21 protein-coding genes are annotated in these 21,482 nt (G+C 47.0%); 9 read left to right on the top strand and 12 right to left on the bottom strand.

Annotation, left to right across the window (positions count from 1 at the left end; translation table 11 throughout):
- Positions 1-478, bottom strand: a 478-nt coding sequence (locus tag KTG12_RS21885; protein WP_254189047.1) for a DUF4121 family protein, incomplete at its 3' end; no start/stop codon positions are given.
- 233 nt (positions 479-711) lie between these two features.
- Here KTG12_RS21885 and KTG12_RS17840 point away from each other — a divergent pair.
- A complete protein-coding gene (locus tag KTG12_RS17840; protein WP_216945501.1) occupies positions 712-2,010 on the top strand; it encodes an ATP-binding protein in 1,299 nt (432 codons plus the stop codon).
- 280 nt (positions 2,011-2,290) lie between these two features.
- On the opposite strand, the gene KTG12_RS17835 is transcribed toward KTG12_RS17840, so the two are convergent.
- Both KTG12_RS17835 and KTG12_RS17830 read right to left on the bottom strand, forming a co-directional pair.
- Positions 2,291-2,593 (bottom strand): helix-turn-helix domain-containing protein, encoded by a 303-nt coding sequence (locus KTG12_RS17835; RefSeq protein WP_005828804.1) that lies wholly within the window; start codon positions 2,591-2,593, stop codon positions 2,291-2,293.
- Positions 2,590-2,889, bottom strand: coding sequence for a helix-turn-helix domain-containing protein (locus KTG12_RS17830; protein ID WP_216945500.1), 300 nt, complete (start codon positions 2,887-2,889; stop codon positions 2,590-2,592). Before KTG12_RS17830 ends, KTG12_RS17835 begins: the two co-directional genes overlap by 4 nt.
- Positions 2,890-3,297: 408 nt before the next feature.
- Here KTG12_RS17830 and KTG12_RS17825 point away from each other — a divergent pair, with 408 nt between their 5' ends.
- Positions 3,298-3,591, top strand: a complete 294-nt coding sequence (locus tag KTG12_RS17825) for a helix-turn-helix domain-containing protein (protein WP_005864565.1) — start codon at positions 3,298-3,300, stop codon at positions 3,589-3,591.
- Positions 3,592-3,647: 56 nt separating this feature from the next.
- Positions 3,648-4,370, top strand: a complete 723-nt coding sequence (locus tag KTG12_RS17820) for an NYN domain-containing protein (RefSeq protein WP_216945499.1) — start codon at positions 3,648-3,650, stop codon at positions 4,368-4,370.
- A 22-nt stretch (positions 4,371-4,392) separates the two neighbouring features.
- On the opposite strand, the gene KTG12_RS17815 is transcribed toward KTG12_RS17820, so the two are convergent.
- The 9 genes from KTG12_RS17815 to KTG12_RS17775 all read right to left on the bottom strand — a co-directional run bounded on the left by KTG12_RS17815 (position 4,393) and on the right by KTG12_RS17775 (position 13,166).
- Positions 4,393-5,184, bottom strand: coding sequence for a PRTRC system ThiF family protein (locus KTG12_RS17815; protein WP_216945498.1), 792 nt, complete (start codon positions 5,182-5,184; stop codon positions 4,393-4,395).
- Positions 5,181-5,882, bottom strand: coding sequence for a prokaryotic E2 ligase family D protein (locus KTG12_RS17810; protein ID WP_216945497.1), 702 nt, complete (start codon positions 5,880-5,882; stop codon positions 5,181-5,183). The genes KTG12_RS17815 and KTG12_RS17810 overlap by 4 nt, the downstream gene beginning before the upstream one ends.
- A gap of 31 nt (positions 5,883-5,913) precedes the next feature.
- The gene (locus KTG12_RS17805; RefSeq protein WP_216945496.1) at positions 5,914-7,041 is read right to left on the bottom strand and encodes a hypothetical protein; all 1,128 of its coding nucleotides are present in this window, start codon (positions 7,039-7,041) and stop codon (positions 5,914-5,916) included.
- 42 nt (positions 7,042-7,083) lie between these two features.
- Positions 7,084-7,305 carry a PRTRC system protein C gene (locus KTG12_RS17800; RefSeq protein WP_005828787.1) on the bottom strand — a complete coding sequence of 74 codons (222 nt, stop codon included), beginning with the start codon at positions 7,303-7,305 and terminating at the stop codon, positions 7,084-7,086.
- Between the two features lie 19 nt (positions 7,306-7,324).
- Positions 7,325-8,395, bottom strand: coding sequence for a PRTRC system protein E (locus KTG12_RS17795; protein ID WP_216945495.1), 1,071 nt, complete (start codon positions 8,393-8,395; stop codon positions 7,325-7,327).
- A gap of 249 nt (positions 8,396-8,644) precedes the next feature.
- Positions 8,645-8,857: a hypothetical protein gene (locus KTG12_RS17790; RefSeq protein WP_177796420.1), complete on the bottom strand. Its 213-nt coding sequence runs from the start codon at positions 8,855-8,857 to the stop codon at positions 8,645-8,647.
- Between the two features lie 311 nt (positions 8,858-9,168).
- Entirely contained in the window at positions 9,169-10,929 is a 1,761-nt protein-coding gene (locus tag KTG12_RS17785) for a DNA topoisomerase (RefSeq protein WP_216945494.1), read from the bottom strand.
- Positions 10,930-11,000: 71 nt separating this feature from the next.
- On the bottom strand, positions 11,001-11,276 hold the full coding sequence (locus KTG12_RS17780) for a DUF4099 domain-containing protein (RefSeq protein WP_008778582.1): 276 nt from the start codon (positions 11,274-11,276) through the stop codon (positions 11,001-11,003).
- A gap of 54 nt (positions 11,277-11,330) precedes the next feature.
- Positions 11,331-13,166, bottom strand: a complete 1,836-nt coding sequence (locus KTG12_RS17775; protein WP_122141071.1) for a DUF3945 domain-containing protein — start codon at positions 13,164-13,166, stop codon at positions 11,331-11,333.
- 855 nt (positions 13,167-14,021) lie between these two features.
- Here KTG12_RS17775 and KTG12_RS17770 point away from each other — a divergent pair.
- The 6 genes from KTG12_RS17770 to KTG12_RS17745 all read left to right on the top strand — a co-directional run bounded on the left by KTG12_RS17770 (position 14,022) and on the right by KTG12_RS17745 (position 21,407).
- Positions 14,022-15,245 carry a site-specific integrase gene (locus KTG12_RS17770; protein ID WP_007219033.1) on the top strand — a complete coding sequence of 408 codons (1,224 nt, stop codon included), beginning with the start codon at positions 14,022-14,024 and terminating at the stop codon, positions 15,243-15,245.
- 491 nt (positions 15,246-15,736) lie between these two features.
- A complete protein-coding gene (locus KTG12_RS17765; RefSeq protein ID WP_034754716.1) occupies positions 15,737-16,285 on the top strand; it encodes a UpxY family transcription antiterminator in 549 nt (182 codons plus the stop codon).
- Between the two features lie 24 nt (positions 16,286-16,309).
- Complete coding sequence (locus KTG12_RS17760) at positions 16,310-17,416, top strand: MraY family glycosyltransferase (protein ID WP_007219035.1); 1,107 nt, start codon at positions 16,310-16,312, stop codon at positions 17,414-17,416.
- 24 nt (positions 17,417-17,440) lie between these two features.
- Positions 17,441-18,235, top strand: coding sequence for a polysaccharide biosynthesis/export family protein (locus KTG12_RS17755; RefSeq protein ID WP_007219036.1), 795 nt, complete (start codon positions 17,441-17,443; stop codon positions 18,233-18,235).
- A gap of 41 nt (positions 18,236-18,276) precedes the next feature.
- Positions 18,277-20,643: a polysaccharide biosynthesis tyrosine autokinase gene (locus KTG12_RS17750; protein ID WP_057256635.1), complete on the top strand. Its 2,367-nt coding sequence runs from the start codon at positions 18,277-18,279 to the stop codon at positions 20,641-20,643.
- Positions 20,644-20,702: 59 nt separating this feature from the next.
- Positions 20,703-21,407, top strand: a complete 705-nt coding sequence (locus KTG12_RS17745) for a tyrosine-protein phosphatase (RefSeq protein ID WP_007219038.1) — start codon at positions 20,703-20,705, stop codon at positions 21,405-21,407.
- Positions 21,408-21,482: the final 75 nt, after the last annotated feature.

Below are 21,482 nucleotides of genomic sequence, written 5' to 3'. Positions count from 1 at the left end.
ATTTGATGCCCTTCTTATCCCGGGACACGAATGGGACACGGGAGAAATTCCGGAGCACAATGTTATCTCCATACACGGCATCTACGAAGAACGGCCGGGAACGTTCACCGTATCCAGAAATAAAGAACAGGCTGTCACCTGTACGGGGATATCGGTTGGAACGTGTTTTTTCGATGCGTTCCACCATTGTGTTCACTTTCTCTATGTCTTCCCGGACAAGCCCGTGTATCCGGTCATACCAGTAGTTCAGACGGATGAATGTTTCCTTGCAATACTTGTTTTTTGTTTGAATCATGATCTTTTTTATTTTATGGTTAAACATGCCCGGCTTTGGTAAAGCCGGTATTTCTTTTCTTACATGCATCCGTTTGTCTTTTGCCCTGATTGTGCAAGGCTTGGCGAAAAAATACCGCAGCGAAGCGAGGATGATTTTTTCAGCCAACCAGTCCGAAGGACCGCCTTGCACGATCAGGGGCAAAAGGCTAGTTTTGCAGGTAAGAAATAGAAATGCGGAACATTGCTTGATTCCAAGGTGGAAAAACTTTAACCCGCTAACCTGATATATCGATCAAAAATTCTTTGCTATCCTATGAAAAATGTAATATTCCCCTCGGATTATCATCGAAAAAGTGTGTTATATATTGGTTTATATCCTCGAAAAAATGTATCTTTGCAAGAAACAAGTGAATAATTCTTATTTTAAAGGAATCGATGAAACGGAAGATTATACAACAGTTGAAACTTTGGAAAGATAATCCTGCGAGAAAACCTTTGATACTGTTGGGTGCTCGTCAGGTTGGTAAAACTTGGGTGATGAAACATTTTGGTCTGACTGAGTTTGAGAATGTAGCCTACATCAACTGTGATGTCGAGCCACTGGCCAAGGAGTTATTTGCAGCCGACTATAACATCCCCCGTATTTTGCTGACACTTCAGGCTATCACAGGAACGAAGATTGAAGCAGGAAAAACGTTGATTGTATTCGATGAGTTGCAGGAGGTGGAACGGGGATTGCATAGCTTGAAATATTTTCAGGAAAATGCGCCTGAATATCATGTGATGGCGGCTGGCTCCTTGTTGGGAATTACTTTGGGGAAAGGTCAGTCCTTTCCGGTGGGTAAGGTAAATGTAATGCGTCTATATCCGATGGATTTTGAAGAATTTCTGATGGCTGCCGGTGAAACTGATTTGTGCGATTTGTTGCATCAGCCCGATTGGGAAATTTTAAAGATTCTCAGTTTAAAATATATTGCTTTACTTCGCCAATACTACTATGTAGGTGGCATGCCTGAAGTGGTGGATTGTTTCTTTCAGCATCAAAACTTGCAGGAAGTACGTGACAAACAGACTGAAATCCTTGATGCTTATCGGCGGGACATCTCCAAGCATACGACACCTACTGAAAGTATACGTATCGGACAAGTGCTGCAATCCTTGCCTTCGCAGTTGGCCAAGGAGAACAAGAAATTCATCTATAATGTGTTGAAGAAAGGAGCCAGAGCTACGGAATATGAACTCGCCATTCAGTGGCTGATGGATGCAGGTCTGGTACATAAAGTCAGCCGGATAAAAGAACTGCAGATGCCTGTCAAATTTTACGAAGATCTGGGTGCCTTCAAATTATTCCTGCTTGATTGCGGTCTTTTAGGTTGTATGACCGAGGCGCCCGCCAGCCAGATGCTGGTAGGAGATAATGTATTCAAGGAGTTCAAGGGCGCTTTTACCGAACAGTTTGTCTTGCAGCAATTAGTGGCCCAAGGCTTTTCGCCCTATTATTGGAGCAGTGACAAAACACCTGCGGAGATTGACTTTGTGGTACAGACGGAGCATCGCATGATACCGGTGGAAGTGAAAGCCGAAGAGAATGTACGTGCGCGTTCCATGTCGGAATATATTAAAAATCATCCCGATTATCAGTTGAAAGGACTGCGCGTCTCCATGATGGGGTATCAAGATCAGGAATGGATGGAGAATATTCCGTTATTTGCCATTACGAAGTTCTTTGGATAAATGGCACTTTCATGGATATGAGATACACATATGAAGAACTTTGGAAGTCATGGGTGTATAAAAACAAAAAGCTCGCCAAATCCCTATTCTCGGATTTGGCGAACTCATTTTTTAGGACTCAATCGAAAGGGATCTGAAAAAGTTCTTATTTTTCAGTGCCCTCTCGAAGTGAGGATGATTTTTCTGCAACCGGTCCAAAGGACCGCCTTGCGCAACCGGGGCAAAAGGTGGCCTTTGCGGGTAAGAAATAGGAATATGACACTAGTGGCCACAGACAGGATCATCTATAATCAAAAGCCTCCATCCTGTTTCTTTCCAACAGCACGAGGATATCCTTTTCCTTGTACAATAATTTGCCTCCCACTTTGTAATAAGGCAGTTTACCTGTTATCCTGTACTCGGCCAGTGTCCTCCGTGTCAGTTTCAGGTGTCCGGCCAGCTCGCTGTCGGTCATATAACGTTCGCCGTTCAGAACCGGCCGCATCTTTTCCGCCTGTGTGTCCAGTATTTCGGACAGGCTCTCAATATTCCGGAAAAAGCGTATGATTTCCGGACTTTCCTTGGTCAGCATGGATTGGATCATATCATTCGATTTAGAGGTGTCACCCGATGAATTTCCGCCTCCATAAAGCGGATGATATCCTGCCGTTTGTAATATACTTTACGGTCTATGTAACTGTAGGGGATGGACCCGCTTCTCCGGAGTTGTAACATTTTTCTTGGCGAGACATCCATAAGCGTACATGCCTCCTGGTTGTCGATCCACTCATCCATGCCCTGCGTGCTTCCTCCGCATGTCTCATGTACTCTTCTGGCGATGGCTTCCAGGGCCTCGTTCATTTCCATGAATGTCTTGGCCTCGATACACACAAATTCCATAAGTCTTTCCTTTTTTCGATTTGATACGAAAGTATGGAGAGGGAGACTCATATCCAAAAAGGTGTCCGCAAACGTCATCAGATGTCATCAGATGTCAGATATACATTGGTTTATGATATTTTTAGCCTGTTCCTCGGAAAGATAAGGCATGGCGGTAGCGGATGGCCGGTAATATGTAAAGTTTACAATCCGTATTTTACAGTTTTACACTTTACCTGTTTACACCTGTTACATTCGAAAAGGAAGAAAAATATAATTTATGTCTAATTATCAATATGTTATAATGCTGCTTAAAAGACATAAAGGAGGTATGGCATACATTTTTCATAATAAAATGGTATATACTCTTATAGTGCGCACCGGGGGTATTTCAGTAGTAACCTTTAAAAAATACAGGAGATACATGCCATGATGTATATAGATAATGAAGTGCTCGAGAAAATGATAATGACCATAGTGGAAGGATTTGACCGCATAGAGAAGAAACTGGATAGGATGGGCCGTGTGAAGGAGTTCTTGAACGGTGACGAGCTTCTGGACAACTATGACATAGCCAGGCTGCTCAACGTGTCGCTTCGGACCGTGGCCCGTTACCGGGAAAAAGGACTGATCCGTTATTACCAGACGGATGAGAACGGCAAGAATTTCTACAGGAGTTCGGATATACAGGATTTTTTGCAGAAACGGGGAAAGAAAAACTGAACGGGGCAATGTGGATATGCGGAAGTTATGCTAACTTTGTCTTATAAACGGTTGTTATGAAGACAAATACCAATTCAAAATATCTCATTGCGGTTCTGATTGACGGTGACAACGTGTCCTTTGAGAGGATGGAGGATATCATGGGCTTTGTTTCCCGTTATGGGGATGCCGTTATCAGACGGATATACGGTGACTGGACGAGGAAAGCTCTTTCCGGATGGAAGGAGACCGCCCGGGAATATGGGTTCAGGTTGGTGCAGGCCTCCTCCTATGCTTCAGGAAAGAACACTACGGATATCGCGTTGGTCATAGACGCCATGGACATTCTCCGTGATGGCCGGGTGGACTGTTTCTGTCTGGTCGCCAGTGACGGTGACTACACCCCGTTGGCGCAACGGATACGGGAGGCGGGATTGAAGGTACTGGGATATGGGGAGGGCAAGACTCCCGTATCGCTGATACGTTCCTGTTCCGTATTCCTGTATGCCGACCGTAAGGAAAACAAGACCTTGGAGAACACTCCGGATTTTTTTATCCGAAGGGATATGGAGTTTTTTGACAAGGCTTTCCAGCAGGCGGCTGACGGCAAGGAGGAGGTCTCCCTTTCCCTGATAGGCAGCTCGTTGAAGAAAATGATGCCCAAATTCAAGGTCAAGAGATACGGATGCAAGACATTGGGCAAGCTCTATGAAAGGTTGGAACGGTACGAGCTGGTCATGACGGAAAAGGGAGTGGCGAGTGCCGTACGGATGAAAGGTCGGACCGTACGGCAGGAATGACCGGGAATAAATCCACGTCCGTTTATACCGAAATGGGATTTACCCGTAGCGTGTCAAGGTTGAGATAGGCCCCCCGGTAGAATGTCCTCCCTTCTCTGAACATGCGCCAGAGGATGTCGCAACCGATTTGTGCCAGCATGGAGTTGATGAACAGATCCTGCTTGCGTAACGCCTCCGTGAGTGAGCAACTCGGGCCTGAGTCCTCCTCACGGATGGTGGAGTAGCTGACCTCCTCGGTGATGACATTCATCCTGGGCATGGGAAGGTATTCGCTGGATGCGGGCTGGCTTATTTTGCTCCGGATATTGCCTACCAGGACTTGCCCGGTGGTTTGGGCGTTCCCGAAATCCATCCAGTATATCGGCGCTTTCTCATCGTTATTTTTATATTCCCTGTATTTCTTCAGGAACCGCCACAGATCGAGCCGGGAACGGGTGTTGTCCGTACAGGTGATGATGATGTTCGCCAGCGGGACGTTTTTATCCCCTTCTTTGGTTATGATCGGATAGCGGCATTCCCTGGCCTCCCACGTGTAACCGAAAAAACGGTTGACGCGGGTGACAAGCGCCGTCGCCTTGTTCAACCCCAGTTCCGTCTCGCTGAACAGCTGGCGACCGATGTTTGCTTCCGTGACAGTGTCGGGGTCGAAAGCCGTCAGGTGTAGCCCCGGATGTCCCAGAGCCTGTAATGCCACGCTCATGCGTGCCAGGCTGGTTATTACCTGCGATCCGGTTCCACCCGCCCCGGCTACCAGGACGGTTACGGGGTGATAGGGACTGAGCAGGTTCTTGTCTGTGAAATGGATCTTTCTCATGGCAGGATGTCTTTCAATCGTTTGTTGATCGGTTGGAGTTCGTCGTTGTCGAACGGCTGTTCACGCATCCGCTCAGTAACCAGGACCAGATTGTTTCTTGTCGGGTTCTTCCCTCCTCCAAGATGGGAAAATTCACTGAGCCAGAAACGTTTCTCCCAATATTCCAACAGGGTATGAAAATCCAGGCTCTCCGGTTTCTCCAGTGTGGAGTTTCCCAGGCATACGCTTCCACCGGTCACGTTAAAAAAAGGGGCCAGATAGAGCGGTGTCCTCCCGTCCGGTTTTTTCCCCTTGTAGGCGAAGATGTCCATCCTTTCATTTTTAATGATATAAATGACTCCCGGCACGTGGAACATTCCATCCCCGATGTTCAGGTCGTTCTTGAAAAACATCCGTCGTTTTCCCGGCAGATTATACCACACATAGCTTTCATGCCCCCTGCGGGTATCGCACCACAGCATGTTGGGTGGCAGCAACCCGTGCGGGATACGCCGGTTCCCGTCCGAATAGGATTCCACCAGGGAGTCCATGAATTCATATGTAACCGGAATGCCGGCTTCCATTCTTCCCTTTTTGTTGATAGGGCGTAGTTCCAGGTAGTGACTTCCGCTTGCGTAGTGACCTTCCTGGTACTCATAGGCGATCAGCGCCGCTTTGGGCACCATTATCTCTTGCAGTTGCTTGGTAAGTTCGTTCATATCCTGTATTTTTTTGTTTTCGTTTCTTGATTTATAGGGAAACGGGCACTTTAAAATGCCTGTTTATGCATTGCGTGAACCGTTCCATCCATCCGGACAGTCTCTCCGGATAGTCGTCCATCCGGAACAGTCTGTCCGTCTCAGGTGTCAGGTACATGCTTGTGACCGGGGTGATGGCATACGTCTCCCGGTAGTCCGAGTTGAAATAGCATTCCATGTTCTCCGTGAGGGCGTCATTGTTGGAATATGCCAGCATGATCTGACAGTCCAGGTCGATCGGGGGGAAATCCGGTGATCTTTCATACGCCCAGTCGTAACCGTATTGCATGATGCACGGATTTCCTGGGGTAATCAGTCCCATCCCTTCCCGTATCAGTTCCAAAAGCTTCCGTTCCTCCTTCACTGCCGCCCGGTATTTCCGGACCTTTTCTTCCAGATCGGTACAGAACGGTTTCCCTTCCATTCGTTTAAGTGTTTTTGCGATTTTCCCGGATTGGTAGGATTCCGCCAGGCGTTTGTATTTACGGATTGTCTGAGGGGAAGCCTCGGGATCGCGGTTCTTCCAGTCATCCAGTTCCTCCACCGCCAGCTCATAATACCATGTTTCCGTGACGGCGTTCAACCCGTGGTAACGTACGAACTGCCGTATGAATTCCCGGACGATACGCCGTAACGATACAGGAAGGTTCTCCGTGAAATCGACGGGTAGCCAGAACAGGGTATGGTCCGGCCAGTCATGGAACCTGTACAGGCAGAAATGGAGCCTCCCGGCCCTTTCCTCCAGATTGACATGTTCCGGCAAGGTCTCGTCCAGGGCCTTGTACAAGACGGTGATGTTGATGCGGGGACCGCTCCCTTTCCTCGTGCGGAAAGGAAGCCTGACATTCATGAGATCTGCATATCGCAGGGCGGACCGGTATAGATAGTCAAAGTTTTCGGACGTGGTCAGGTTGACGCATGTCCCTCCCATTTCGTCCTCCACCAGATAGTCCGCCGCGATGGGGAGGAATCTGCCTGTCAAAAAAGCATTACGCTCCCCGGTGGCGGCAGTCTTCTTTTTTCCCGGCCCATCGTACCCCGTCCGATGTACGAGAGGTCGGCGGCTCTGATGATCAATACGGCCAGTCCCGCCATTTGTGATTCTGATAGCGTTTTGCATGTATCCTCCTTTTTTTTGATGGAAATTCTCTTTGCCATATATCTACCCTTTTGTTCCGATGGTCGTCTTGAACCGGTAGACCACGCTGTCATCCTCGCATTCCGGACCGTGTACGCTCGCCGTGGTCAGTTCCGGATAGGTCATGGAATAGAAATCCATCACCTCGTTCGGGGACAGGCTGTTGTCCGGATCGGCCAGCTCTATTTCCGACGAGCCTTTCCTGATTTTGAAAACTCTCTGCAATCCTTTAATTTCTAGTGCCATAATTGTACTTTTATAGGGTTTAACAACATATCATTTCCATTTGTGCCTCGTCTTTCATGCGGTATTCCTCCGGGAAGTCGAGATATTCCGCGTAAGGGTCCTCACGCAGGAGCTCCCTGTCATGCTCGTCATCCTTGTCGAAGCCGTACTGTTCCATGTCCTGCGCTCGTGCCCCGTATTCGCTATCCCCTTTGTTATCGGGAACGGTTTGCGTGGAAGTCGTTTGCGGTTGCGAAGGGACGGGTTGCAGCCATTGACCGTCGTATACCTGTGATTGCGGCATCTGTACCGGTTGGTGGAATTGTATGGTCTGCGGTCGGTTCACGGGCTGCTGACAGCCGGCCGGTGTACCATCCGCTCCTGGTCGTGAAGCCGCCTGTCCATGTGGAACCTGTTGTGGTCGCGTGCCTTGTACCGACTGCGGAATCTGGTGGGGAGATTGGCGGGACGGTTGTTCGGGTGCGAACATCCGTATCTGTTCCCCTCCCTGATATCGGGGGGCATGACCGGGTACCGATTGCGGCGCCACCGGTTGGATAACCTGCGCGGGCTGTGGTTCCGACATTACCGGTTCCGCTCCGAAGAGACTGCCCTCGGACGCTTTTTTCTGTACCTCCGCTATCTTCACGTCAATCTCCTTCTGCTTGTCCGGCATGGCCAGCCGTTTTGCCTGTCTGAGCCAGGTCAACGCCTCGGAATAGCGTTTGCCGCCTGTGGCGTCCTCCGCCTTTTTAAGCAGCTTTTCCATCTTCTCCCGTCTCTCGCGTACCTCTTTTGATTCCTTCTCAGCTACGGACTTGGCCGCCTTGCTTTGTGATACGGCCTGTTCCGCTTGTTTCTCGAATGTTTCCAGGTTGGTAAGGATGCCCTGCGCCTTCTGTACGGGTGCGGTGATCGCTCCCAGGAATTCCATGTCCAGCTCTTCCGGGGTACCGTTCAATACCAGCGGGACGATTTGTTCCCCGGCCTCGTCTTTCAGTCCCGCACGCCGGGGCATGACGGCCACGGTCAGTTTGTCATTCACTTGTCTGATGTTGATACTTAGGTCTGTGCCTGCCGTAATCATTCGGTTGATCGTTTGAAAAAACATAATGGTAAAATATTAATAAGTTATACATAAGTCTCTTGGAAAAACTCTTTCAGTAGTCTCTGCCTGTCGGGATTGGATGCGATGTCCTTTAATGGCTCCAGGTAGTGGCCTATTGTTTTCGGTTCGTCCAATATGCAGGGGAACCGTTTTTTGACAGGTTTTATGCGCTTTGTGACGGGCTATGCGACCGGCATGACCGGGGCTGAGGGGGTGGATGTCGCGGTTCTCATGTTTTTTGTATTTTAGGAGTTATACAAGCATGCCCATGACGGACAGGATAAGGATGACTTTTATCACAAGGAGGAATGCCCTGAAGAAGAATCCTATGATTGTTCCCGATAAAAGGAACAGGACGATCAGGTACACGGGAATGATTCCCTTGCTGTAGAGCAGGCATATTCCCGTAAGTAGGACCAGTGAGACCACTCGCTTGCAGATGTTTTCGATGAGTTGCAGTTTCATATCTTTAAATTTTTAAGAATGAATAATCCCATCGGGATATGTTTTCCCGATTTTATAGGCCTCCGGCCCTTGGATTGCCTTTTTGCGCAAGGCTTGGCAAAAGAAAATACCGCAGCGTAGCGAGGATGATTTTCTTTTGACCAACCAAGCCCCCAAAGGGGGCCGCCTTGCGGCAAAAACGAGGCAATCCAAGACCTTTGCCGGTTAAAAGCGGAAAAACTATCCAATCTCCCATGAAAAAAGGAGTACGGCATTGAAAGCCTGTACTCCCTGCTCTTTTGAGAATCGTCCCGTGCCGGTGGCGTAATATCCTACGGGTTGTTTTTAGCCTGATAGATCCGGAATATCTCACCGGTCACCTCCTTCACCTGTTCCAGTACCCCTCCCAGGAACTCCTCTTGCGTGAGTTTTCCCTGTTCTATCCGTGCCTGTTCCGCTTCCCATCCGGAAGTGAGGGAGGTGTCGGCCACTTTCATTCCACGTACCGTTTCATAGAAGAAAAGCCCTTTTGGGGTGGGGATGACATATTTGCCTGAATAGCGGATATATTTACGCTCCAGCAGTGTGCGGATGATATTGGTACGCGTGGAGACGGTTCCTAATCCGCTCCGGTCCATATAGCCGACTAGCTCCTCATCCGTATAGGGGGATACCGGAAGTGTTCTCTTGCGGACGATATTGCATCCGCTTACCGGTACCAGCTCTCCCGGGGAGAAATCCGGAAGTGCGGAACAGGGCATCCCCCCCCTTGCGATAAGATGTTCCCGCCCGAAGATGCTGAGCCACCCCTTTTTCAGGACGCGGTACGTTTGGACGCTGAACTTCCGTGCGGCACATACTACGTCAATGGTCGTATATTCCACCTGGCAGGATGGTATGAAGGCTTCGAGTGTCCTGCCGAGAATGAGCGTATAGACCAGTTGTTCCTCCTTGTTCAATGTTCCGGGGGGCATGCCGGTGACAATGATCGCGTGGTGATCTGTTGTCTCCTGTGCGCTGATGTCGCTTGGCGGCGCGGCAAAGTCCGTCATTTTGGCGTATTGGCAGAATTCCTTGCGGGAAAGAATCTTTTCCATAACATTGGGCAACGTGTCATATACGTCCCTTGTCAGCAGGCGGCTGGCGGTACGCGGATAGGAGATCAGTTTCTTTTCGTACAGGCCTTGGGTGATATCCTGTACCTGTATGGCTGTCAGGTTGTGGTAGCGGTTCGCGTCCTTCTGAAGTTCGGTCAGATTGTAGGGAGCCGGTGCCCGGATGTCCTCGCTCTTGCGGCTGACCGCCGCGATACGTGCGTTCCGTACCGCCTTGCAGTCACCGTACAGTTCTGACGCGTACCGGTACTCCTGAAAATCTTCCGTGTGGCGCAGTTTTATGATTTGTCGGTCCTTGCAGAGGCTGACGAATACCGGCCAGCTGTCGGCTGGCAGGAAATTCTCCCTCTCCCGGTACCGTCTGCATATCTCCGCCAGTACGGGTGTCTGTACCCTGCCCAGCGAATTGTTCCCGAAGCCTACCGCCTTACAGATGGCATAGCTTGAATTGACCCCTAGGAGCCAGTCCGCCCGGTTACGGCTGTCCGCCGCCAGGAACAGGTTGTCGAACCGGTCACATGGAAGGAGGTTCGCCATACCTTCCGTGATGGCCTCGTCCGTCAGAGACGAGATCCAGAGGCGGAGGCAGGGTTGTTTGCATCCCAGAAAACCGTAAAGATGGCGGAACAGCATCTCTCCTTCCCGGGAAGCGTCGGTTGCTGCGATGATGGTGTCACACGCGTTGAGTACCTTGGCTATTATCTTCAATTGGAGGAGTGCGTTGATGTCGGGATTCCATCCGGTATCCGTCTTCACGTGCCTTACTGTCAGGAAGGAAGGCGGCAACAGGGGAAAGTCTTTCCACTCCACACGGGCTGTCCCTGAATCCTTCGGCATTGCCAGGGAAAGCATGTTGCCATATGTCCATGTCACCATGTAACCGTTCCCGGTCATATAGCCGTTCTCCTTTCTGTCGGCTCCTAACACTCTTGCTATCTCTCTGCCCACGTTGGGCCTGTCAGTCACTATTGCGATCATATTCTTCTTTTTTGATGCCCCGTACCGGATTGGGCGGTACGGGGACAGGTTGAACTTATTTTGTTTTTTTGTTATTTCTTTGGAGATTCCTCCTGACGGATGCCGTTGATTTCCATGATTGGCTTGTTGTTGTCACCGGGTACCAGTTTGAATGTGGCGTCCATGGTCAGGCTGATTACCGGGGTACAGAGTTTCAACGGGATGATTTCTGATTCCTTGCCTTGCAACAACAGGTCAAGGTTGCCGTCCGCTTCCAGTTGCTCCTTGCTAATACCCACGGCCTTCAGACCGGGCCAATCAATATCTTTTACATTATAATTATAAGGGATGTTCCGATTCGTATTCATACGGTTTGGGGATTTGATGTTTGTAAAACTGATTTTGTCTCTCTCTGATCGGGGTTATACCGCTTGTTTTGCCCCTTTCTTTTGTTCCTGCTGCTGGCCTTGGGCGGTATCCGTCTGTGCCGCCTGACGGGAAGTGTCCCTGCGGATATCCGGGTTCTCCTGGAAATACTGCAACTGCCCGGAATAAGGATTCACTTTCAGGTAGGAACTGAACGTTTGCCCGTTGTTTTTCAGTCCTTCGACCAGGAGGGTCTTCCCGTCCTGGAGGTTCGCCTTTTCCTGCGCCGTGAATACATGGCCGTAAACCTCCGCCGGGATACGTGGTGCCTGCTGCTCGTTGAACCCATCCGGCGTGCGTGAGTACATCGTCCTGCCGGTATTCATGTCCAGCTTGACAAATGCGGAGAATTCCTCTCCCTTACGGTTGATCATGTTTTCCAGATAGACGGCCTGCCCCTTGCGCAGGACCTCCTTGTCCTCGGCTGTTAGCTGCACGTTGCAAATTTCCTTTGGAATATAGATTTCTCCGGTTTCCGGATTATGACGGGTGTAATTCGGCCGTCCCGTCGTCTGGTCTATCGTGACAAACGCGGAGAAAGCTCCGTCCCTGTTCTTGAACTTCATGTCCTCGACCAGGATGGTATGTCCCTCGCTGAGCATCTTTATCTGGGTGGGCGAGAGTGGCACGCCCCCGATGGACTTCTCGTTGAATACCTGGTTCTTCGGGAAGATGAACTCCAACCCCCTGCGCTCGGCACTGTATTGAAGCGTGGCGTCAAACTCCTTCCCCGCCTTGGAGATCATCCCCTCCACCTTGACGGGTTGTCCCTCCTTCAGCAGTCTGATCTCCTCGTCCGTAAGTCTTACCCCGCTCACTTCCTGCGGGATGTAGACATGTTCCTGCCGGACGGCGACCAGCTCGTTGGTGTTTTTGTCGATGGAGATCAGGCAGGGGGTGTACTCGCTGCCACGCAGGTTGAGTTCCACCGCACGTCCCATGTTGCCGGTCTCACGCAGGTTCTTCTTGTCTTCCTCGCTAAAGTTAAACCCGAAATAAGGGCGTTCCAGTTGCGGTTCCTTGCGTATACCGTGAACGGCCAGCCCCACCTGCCCGTTCTCTTGCGGTATGAGCGAGAGCCTCGCATCCAGTTTGGCTGTCAGCACGCCGGGAATGTTAAGTGTCAGCGGCACCAGCTTGTTGGTCTTGTAACCTCTCAGCATGGAGTCAAGAAGTCCTTGCTGTTCGAGTGTCGCCTTTGAGATACCGATCTTGTCCAATCCCTCCCAGTCGATCATGTTCTCATTGTAACGATAGCGCGGGCCTTGCGGCTCTTGTGGCACCTGCTGTACCTGCGGTTGCTGTTGTTGCTGGGATGCTTGTTGTACCTCACTCTGTTGCAGGGGTTCCTGCGGTTGCGTTTCTTTTTTTGCCATGGCTGTCTCTTGTTTATTCATGTTTTGTTCCTCTTTGTTCTCTCTCGGACGGATCTCGTAGCGTTTGAGGAACTCCTTCACCACGTCCGTCTTTTTCCCTTCCGCCAGGTCCTTGATCGCTTGCTTGTTCACCTTGTAGTCGTGGAAGGTCATGCGGAGCAGGCGGAAATGGGTCGGTTCCTTGAACTGGCTCCAGAAATTCTTGATGAAGTTTTCGAGTATGCTCGAGTTCTTGTCGAATTTCAGGAATGAGTTTTCATTCTTCTCGTCCGCTGGAACCGTCTTGACCTTCCCGTCCTTGTCGATCTCGCTGACCACTTGTACACCGGCTTTCGGATCGCTCTTGTTATGAATCATCATCAGCTCGGTGATCTGTTCCACCAAAGGGTCATCGTTCATGACCTTCGGTTTCCGGGGCCGTCTAGGCTTTTCGTTCGGGCTCTTTTCTTGTGCCATACCTTTTCTTTTTGGGGTTAATAAATTGCTTTGACACTTCAAAAATATGGGCTAAATCCGAATAAAATACTGATTTTCAAAAAGGTGTCATCAGGTGTCATCAGATGTCATCAAATGTCCGAAAGACTGGTTTTCCGTGAGAGAAACATGCCGTGAAAACAAGGATATGGTATGCAGAGGGGAAGGGCGAAAAAGCCGGCACGGGCGCAAAGGGAGGATTATGCAGAGCAGAGGGAGCTGAAGTCCCTGTCTTCTCATGGGGCGGTGTTTTTTCATAAGACATTGCCAGGTCTGCCCATATATCCCGTACTTCCTGCCGGATTTATTAGGGATATAAAGGAGGCCCTCCTTTTTTCATCAATGACACGGTCATGCGTCGCGTCGGTCGCAGTGAGTCCCTATAATCTTTCCCGAAATCAAAACCATTGTCCGGGCGTTTGTTTCCATGTGTATTTTCCGCGACTTGTCGCAAGGAAAATACTCATGGAAAGCGAAGCCGGAACGCCCGTGACAATACGGTTTTGATTTATCTTTGATTATAGGGAACTCGCTGGTATCCGTCTGTTTTTCACGAATTTCCCAGAAAACATATACAGTCTTGTTGTTTATACGAAAAAAATATTTCTAGACTTGTCCCACGGAAAAAATGTCGCTTTTTATTTTCGGACTTTGATTCTTTACGAGGCTATTCGGACTGTCTTTCAAGATGATTTACAGAGTTTGGCATCGGCAGCAAGTGATATTCGGTGTTCCAAGCGGAGAAGCGGAATCTAGGACTAAATATTTTCTTCCTTCAACAATATAGCCCACGGGTTGTATCTATGTACCTATTATTCATCATAAAACAGACTATATATGGCTACCATTAAATTAAAATTCCGTCCATCGACGGTACAGGGTAAGGCTGGCACACTCTGTTACCAGCTTTGCCACCGTCAGGAGAACAGGCAGATTACCACCGACATGAGGATATTTCCCGAGTGGTGGAATGAGACGAAACGTGAACTTGTCACTGTCCCCGGCAATGAGAGAGTCCTGACCGTCTACCGGAAACGGGCGGAAAAGGAGATGCGGGACATCCGTGAGATTATCCGTGAGCTGGACTGTAGCGGAGAAACATACACCTTGTCGGAAATACTCAACCGCTATCGCTCCCTGCCTTCCGAGTCCGGTTTCCTGTACCACATGAAAAAAGAGATGGAAACGCTTTGGGAGAACGGCCAATACGGTACCTCTCGTAATTACCGGCGTGCACTGAACAGTTTTTCCACTTTCCTGGATGGTAACGACATTCCTTTTTCGTCGTTAGATTCCGCCCTGGCGTGTCGGTATGAGGCATGGTTGTGGCAACAAAGGGTAGCGAGAAACAGCAGCTCGTTCTATATGCGGATTCTGCGTGCCGTTTATAACAAGGCCGTAAAGCAAGGTATTGCGGTGCAGACTTTTCCGTTTCGTGAGGTTTATACAGGAGTGGCTCGCACATCGAAGCGTGCCGTGGATGAGGAAACCATCCTGAAACTTCAAAGGATTGACCTATCGGATTCACCGGCTTTGGCACTTTCCAGAGACATGTTCGTGTTCAGCTATTGTGCCCGTGGCATGGCGTTTGTGGACATGGCATATCTGAAAAAAGAGAATGTGGACAGCGTGCGAATTACCTATTGTCGCCATAAGACAGGCCAATACTTAACATTACATATCGAACCGTGTATGGCGGTGATATTGGAACGATATGGGCAGGTTTGTCCGGAAAGTCCATATCTTTTCCCCATCCTTACCGATGAACAGCCAGATCAGGCTTACCGGCAATATCGGACCGGGTTGAACTACCATAACCGAAAATTGAAACGGTTGGGTAAATTGCTTGGCGAACCATTACCTTTGTCCTCATATACGCCACGCCACAGCTGGGCTACCGCCGCACGCAACCACGACGTACCGATTGCCGTCATCAGTGCGGGGATGGGACACAGCAGCGAAAGGACTACGCTTATTTACTTGGATTCTTTGGACAATGCCGTGATAGATAATGCGAACGAGAAGATTTTGAAGAATTTGAACAGTACCGTCTCTATGTAAGAGAGGGTAGAAATACACCGCAAATGTAATCATTTTCAGCAAAAAAGAAAAATAAAACAGCCATTTAATTCCTTTTATTTTACCCCCCCCATTTGTAAATAAATGATTATCAACTATTTATGGTTATTATTTAAAACAAATTAAAATAATATTGTAATAAGGATGTAAAATGAAAGGAGACTGTCTATTTCTCTTTCGAGCGTATTTTTGAGTTGAGAACTGAGCAGACCGAGTAAAAATGGATTCTTATACAAACATACGCAATTGATTATCAACAATAAAGATGTTTGTACCGTTTCTTACATAGAAACGGTACGAATACGGGGTTACGGTATCCGCTCACTGTAGTCAGGAGCGGCCCGCATTCTGGAAGTCCTATGAAGGAAAAAGCCAGATTAACCTTGATTGCTGTATCTTCCTTATTTGAAAAAACAGAAGGTGCAGGAATGGAAATTATATCCTTTTTATTAACCCAGCAACATTACTTTTTGTTGAACATAGAAACACACACACACGAACATTGGTTCGCCCTAAAAGTATTTTATAACAAAGTTTTCGAGATTGAGGATATATTGAAAAAAGACAAGATCGAGACTTACATTCCTTGTGAGGAAACCTTGATGGAACGTAACGGCATAAAGAAGAAACTCCGTCGTCCGGTCATTAATTCGCTTATGTTCTTCCGTTCAACCGTTTGTCGTGCTTTGGAAGTACAGCGACAATTCACCAATAAGGTAATCCTATATACAAGACAGAAGGGATTGAAAAGACTTCCCCTTGCCATTCCTGATCGGGAAATGAACATTTTCATGCTGGTCACCTCGTCCGGCGAGCAGGGAATGGAATATTTCGGGGAGGACAATTCCAAGTTTCACCAGGGAGAACGTGTACGGGTCATTGACGGAAAGTTCAAGGGAGCGGAAGGGGTTATCTGCCGGATTAGGAAGAATCGCCGTTTGGTGGTCACCGTCCAAGGCGTATGCGCCGTGGCTACTTCCTATATTCCACAAGCCTTTCTACAACGGATAGGGCAAGATTAAGAAAATCATCAAAAGAATCATATAGTGGACATTCTTCATTTTATCGAATTTGCCTTTATAGTCATAGTCGGCTGGACATTGAGTGCGATGGTCCTGCCTCGCATTTCGTTGGTCTCTTTCCGACGTCGCCTGTTCGACTCAGTGGACGAACGTAAGTTGCATACTGCCCATATACCAAGGTTAGGCGGTATCGCCTTTTTCCCTTGTATCACAGTTACGGTTTCGCTTGCCATTATCGGTTACAACCTTTGGCAGGGCTATAACATACTCGACATGGACTTGACGAACCGTCTGCTTTCCATGCTCTGTTGTCTGTTCATACTTTATCTTATAGGTATGATGGATGACCTTATCGGTGTACGTTACCGTTCCAAATTTGTAGTGCAAATACTTTGTGGCATACTGTTGGTGATTTCCGGGTTATGCTTCGACAACCTATACGGGTTGTTCGGTATTTATGTCATACCTTATTACATAGGAGTGCCGTTCACAGTATTCGTCATCGTCTATATCCTGAACGCCATCAATTTGATAGACGGCATTGACGGACTTGCCTCTGGGTTGAGTATTATCTCATTCCTCGCTTTCAGCTGCATGTTCATCCATTTGCAATGGTGGATGTATGCCTTTATCAGTCTAGCTGCTTTCAGTGTGTTATTGCCGTTCTTTTATTATAACGTATACGGTAAGATATATCGGGGACGCAAGATCTTTATGGGTGATACCGGTTCGCTCACTATCGGGATGCTGCTGGCAGTGATGGTCATCCGTCTGAGTATGTCCGATCCAGTGAAAGAGAGTGCCTTTCCCGGTAGCATTGTGATAGCTTTTTCTTTTTTGATTGTACCAATGCTTGATGTGATACGTGTGGTTATTCACCGGTTGCGTAACGGTAAAAATCCATTTCTTCCAGACCGGAATCATATCCACCATAAATTTATAGCCTTAGGAATGTCCCAACGTAAAGCGATGGTAAGCATTGTTATTATGGCAGCTCTTTTTGCATTGGGAAATTGTTTTTTGATTCATTGCCTTTCCGTAACAAACTTGTTTCTGTTGGATGTGGCTGTTTGGACGGTGATTCATTGTTACATAACTATGAAAATCAACCGAAAACATAAAGTAGAATAATTAACTGTACAGAAAAAATAAGGTATGAAATTTCATTTAATTAAATTGTGCTTCTTATGCGTGTTGTTGGTGTCCTGCAATACCTCCAAAGAAATTGTCTATTTTCAAGATATCGTAGTTAATCAGCCCGAAGCGATTATCGGGGCACGGGATATTACCGTGCAACCCAAAGACCAGATTTCCATTATGGTGTCCAGCAAGGATCCGCAATTGGCGGCCCTGTTTAATCTTACACGGGTACAATACCGTGCCGGATCTACCGATTTGCGTACCGGAAGTAACAGTGGTGAAATATCCGGTTATACGTTGGATGATAAGGGAGACATTGATTTTCCTGTTATCGGGACACTGCATATTGCCGGTATGACCAAGAGCCAGATTGCCGCCCTGGTAAAGAAAAGGCTGATGGAAGAGAATCTGGTAAACGACCCGGTGGTCACGGTTGAGTTTATGAACCTTTATTTCTCTGTGTTGGGCGAGGTGAAAACTCCGGGTAAATATGCCATAACAAAAGACCAGATTACTCTTTTGGAAGCCATCAGCGTGGCGGGTGACCTAAGCATCTACGGAAAGCGGGATGCGATATTTGTCATCCGTGAAGAAAACGGCGAGCGTGTAACCCATTGGGTGGATATCCGCTCGAAAGATCTGTTTAATTCACCGGTATATTATCTGAAACAGAATGATGTGGTGTATGTACAGCCCAACAAGGTGCGTGCCGGACAAAGCACCATTAATGAGAACAGCGTGAAATCGGTATCGTTGTGGATCAGTATCGGTTCGTTCCTTTCCTCGTTGGGAGTTTTACTGTTCAAGTAATGTCGTTAATATTATTTCATAAGCTATAAAAGAGAGCCAAAATGATAGAAAATAGAACGAGTGTAGGCAAATCTGCCGAAGACTTTATACGGTTACAAGATTTATGGGGTATGTTTTTCCAGAAATGGTATTGGTTTGCCCTTTCATTATTCGTTGCATTGGCAACGGCATCATTATATTTGTTGAGTACTCCTAATGTCTATACCCGGACAGCAGCCATTTTGGTTAAAGATGACTCCAAGAACAATTCTTCGGCAAGTGCAATGAATGAGTTTGCAGATATGGGTATTTTTAAATCAAACACCAATATCAACAACGAACTGCTCACTTTGAAATCTCCTACGCTGATGACAGAGGTGGTGAAGCGTTTGGGGCTAAATGAGATATATACTGTTCGTAGGGGCTTAAAAAGAATAGAGTTGTATAAATCAAGCCCGATATTGGTGACTTATCTTTTTGATGATAAAAAAAGTGTAAGTTTTGATATAGAAGTTGGTGCACAAAACAAGTTTTATCTTTCAAACTTTATTGTTGCCGGAGAAGAAACAGAGGAACGGTTAGAAGGGATTATAGGAGATTCCATTCAAACATCAGCAGGAACATTGGCCATCAGCTTAACTTCTCAATATGAGAATTCTTTTACAGGCAGCACTATTCGATATAGTAAAGAATCGGCTGATATGATGGCTGACAGCTATACACAGAAATTGCGGGCTGAATTAGGCAACGAAGATGCCACCATTATCAATTTGAGCATTGATGATGCTTCTGTGCAAAAGGCAGAAGATATTTTGAATACACTGATTGAGGTTTATAACGAGAAATGGATCCAGGACAAGAACCAGATAGCAGTAAGTACCTCACGGTTTATCGGTGAACGTTTGGGCGTGATTGAAAACGAATTGGGTCATGTGGATGAGAATATCTCCAACTACAAGAGTGAACATCTGTTGCCGGACGTACAAGCCGCTTCCAGTCTGTATATGAGCCAGTCTGCTGAGAATAAAAAAGAAATTCAGACACTCACCAACCAGCTTGCGACGGCTCAATTTATTCGCCGCGAATTGGGGGGGAAAGAGATGAACCAGCCTTTGCCAACCAACTCCGGTATAGCCAACGTAAATATCGAAAGTCAAATCGGAGAATACAACAAGATGGTGTTGGATCGCAACCGGCTGATAGCCAACAGTAGCGAGAAAAACCCGTTGGTGAAAGATTTAGGGAACTCAATGCAGAGTATGAAACGTACGATTCTTCAATCGGTTGATAATTTGATCGTATCGTTAAATACTCAGATACGCAGTATTCGCCAACAGGAAGCAACAACAACTCAACAGTTGGCTTCTAATCCGAGTCAGGCCAAATACTTGTTATCGGTAGAACGTCAACAAAAAGTAAAGGAAGAGTTATACCTATATTTGCTCCAGAAGCGTGAAGAGAACGAACTGTCACAAGCGTTTACCGCTTATAATACGCGAATGATTACAGCTCCACGTGGCAGTGCTTTACCAACGGCACCGAATAAGAAAAACATTTTATTGGTGGCTCTTGCTCTCGGGCTTTTAGTACCGGCAGTTATTATCTTTATGCAAGAAAACATGAACACCAAGGTTCGGGGTAAGAAAGATTTGGAGAATTTGAGTGTGCCCTATTTGGGTGAAATACCGTTATATTTCCGAAACAAAAAAAAGAAGAATAAATTTTCGGAATATGCAATTGTGGTGGAAGAGGGTAACCGGAATATTATCAACGAAGCTTTTCGTGTGCTTCGCTCCAACGTGGACTTTATGAAAAGCAAGAATACCGAGCAGAAAGTATTTATAGAAACCTCTTTTAATCCGGGTAGTGGAAAAAGTTTTCTGTCCATGAACATCGCCATGAGTTTTGCCATTAAGGGAAAAAAAGTATTGGTGATAGACGGGGACTTGCGACATGGAACGGTTTCGGCTTATGTAGGGTCGCCTAAGAAAGGTTTAAGTGACTACTTGGGAAACAAGGAAGTCGTTTGGAACGAGTTGCTTGTGATAGACAAAAAGTATCCTAATCTGCATATAATTCCAGTAGGAACCATTCCTCCTAATCCGACGGAATTGTTGGAGGATGGAAGTCTGGCAACCTTGATGCAAGACTTACGCGATGAGTATGACTATATCTTTATTGATTGCCCGCCGATTGATATTGTGGCAGATACACAAATAATCGAGCAATATGCCGACCGGACACTCTTTGTGGTACGGGCGGGATTATTGGACCGCTCACTGTTACCTGAATTGGAAAGTATTTATCAAGAAAAGCGGTTCAAAAACCTTTCGGTGATATTGAATGGTACGGAAAGTACAGGTGGACGCTATGGTTACCGCTATGGTTACCACAATGGGTATGACTCTTATTACGGCAACACAAAATAGAGGGGTATTCCAAAATAAACAAGGAAACTGTTTGCTATTATTCCCAACAGTCAACAGAAATGTGTTTTTTCCGACAGAAAAAAGTATTAGCGGAAAGCGGTTTTTTCCGTGGTTTCACTGATTGCCACAGCCATCTTCTTCCCGGGGTAGATGATGGGGTGAAAACGTTGGAAGAGTCGTTGGCGATATTGGAAGAAATGGAACGTTTAGGCGTTCGTAAGGTTTGGCTTACCCCCCATATAATGGAAGACATACCCAATGAAACAGTGGATCTGCAACAGAAGTTCCAAGAATTAAAGCAAATGTATCATGGAAAGATCGAATTGGCTTTGGCAGCGGAATATATGATGGATAACCTTTTTGAGGAACGGTTGGAAAAGGATGACTTGTTACCCTTTGAGGAAGGAAAACATTATCTGTTAGTGGAAACCTCTTATTTCAATCCACCAATGGAGTTACTGTCTATTTTGCAACGCATCCAAAGGAAAGGTTATTATCCTTTGTTGGCCCATCCGGAACGATATGAGTATATGCGGATGAAGGATTATAAAATATTGAAAGATAACCAAATTTCTTTTCAACTAAATATACCGTCATTGGTCGGAATGTATGGTAAGCACATAGAAAAGAAAGCAAAAATATTATTAAAAGCAGGAATGTATGATTTAGGAGGAAATGATGTTCACTCCCTTATTTTTTATGTGACAGCTTGTAAGCACAAAATAGACAATCTGTCTTTCTTGAAGAATGTGTGTAAAATATAGCGTATTTATATTCAGGAAGACTTTGACCTGATATGTTTTTTATGTAAATGAATGATTTAATATTTAATACAAAGA

Source organism: Parabacteroides sp. MSK.9.14 (assembly GCF_019041495.1).
Lineage (GTDB): Bacteria > Bacteroidota > Bacteroidia > Bacteroidales > Tannerellaceae > Parabacteroides > Parabacteroides merdae.
This window is presented reverse-complemented; position numbering and strand designations above follow the sequence as displayed.

What these genes read in the sequence shown, in the direction of transcription:
- KTG12_RS17840 (WP_216945501.1), top strand. Translation starts at nt 712, where the DNA reads ATGAAACGGAAGATTATACAACAGTTGAAACTTTGGAAAGATAATCCT.
- KTG12_RS17835 (WP_005828804.1), bottom strand. Translation starts at nt 2,593, where the DNA reads ATGATCCAATCCATGCTGACCAAGGAAAGTCCGGAAATCATACGCTTT.
- KTG12_RS17830 (WP_216945500.1), bottom strand. Translation starts at nt 2,889, where the DNA reads ATGGAATTTGTGTGTATCGAGGCCAAGACATTCATGGAAATGAACGAG.
- KTG12_RS17825 (WP_005864565.1), top strand. Translation starts at nt 3,298, where the DNA reads ATGATGTATATAGATAATGAAGTGCTCGAGAAAATGATAATGACCATA.
- KTG12_RS17820 (WP_216945499.1), top strand. Translation starts at nt 3,648, where the DNA reads ATGAAGACAAATACCAATTCAAAATATCTCATTGCGGTTCTGATTGAC.
- KTG12_RS17815 (WP_216945498.1), bottom strand. Translation starts at nt 5,184, where the DNA reads ATGAGAAAGATCCATTTCACAGACAAGAACCTGCTCAGTCCCTATCAC.
- KTG12_RS17810 (WP_216945497.1), bottom strand. Translation starts at nt 5,882, where the DNA reads ATGAACGAACTTACCAAGCAACTGCAAGAGATAATGGTGCCCAAAGCG.
- KTG12_RS17805 (WP_216945496.1), bottom strand. Translation starts at nt 7,041, where the DNA reads ATGCAAAACGCTATCAGAATCACAAATGGCGGGACTGGCCGTATTGAT.
- KTG12_RS17800 (WP_005828787.1), bottom strand. Translation starts at nt 7,305, where the DNA reads ATGGCACTAGAAATTAAAGGATTGCAGAGAGTTTTCAAAATCAGGAAA.
- KTG12_RS17795 (WP_216945495.1), bottom strand. Translation starts at nt 8,395, where the DNA reads ATGTTTTTTCAAACGATCAACCGAATGATTACGGCAGGCACAGACCTA.
- KTG12_RS17790 (WP_177796420.1), bottom strand. Translation starts at nt 8,857, where the DNA reads ATGAAACTGCAACTCATCGAAAACATCTGCAAGCGAGTGGTCTCACTG.
- KTG12_RS17785 (WP_216945494.1), bottom strand. Translation starts at nt 10,929, where the DNA reads ATGATCGCAATAGTGACTGACAGGCCCAACGTGGGCAGAGAGATAGCA.
- KTG12_RS17780 (WP_008778582.1), bottom strand. Translation starts at nt 11,276, where the DNA reads ATGAATACGAATCGGAACATCCCTTATAATTATAATGTAAAAGATATT.
- KTG12_RS17775 (WP_122141071.1), bottom strand. Translation starts at nt 13,166, where the DNA reads ATGGCACAAGAAAAGAGCCCGAACGAAAAGCCTAGACGGCCCCGGAAA.
- KTG12_RS17770 (WP_007219033.1), top strand. Translation starts at nt 14,022, where the DNA reads ATGGCTACCATTAAATTAAAATTCCGTCCATCGACGGTACAGGGTAAG.
- KTG12_RS17755 (WP_007219036.1), top strand. Translation starts at nt 17,441, where the DNA reads ATGAAATTTCATTTAATTAAATTGTGCTTCTTATGCGTGTTGTTGGTG.
- KTG12_RS17750 (WP_057256635.1), top strand. Translation starts at nt 18,277, where the DNA reads ATGATAGAAAATAGAACGAGTGTAGGCAAATCTGCCGAAGACTTTATA.
- KTG12_RS17745 (WP_007219038.1), top strand. Translation starts at nt 20,703, where the DNA reads ATGTGTTTTTTCCGACAGAAAAAAGTATTAGCGGAAAGCGGTTTTTTC.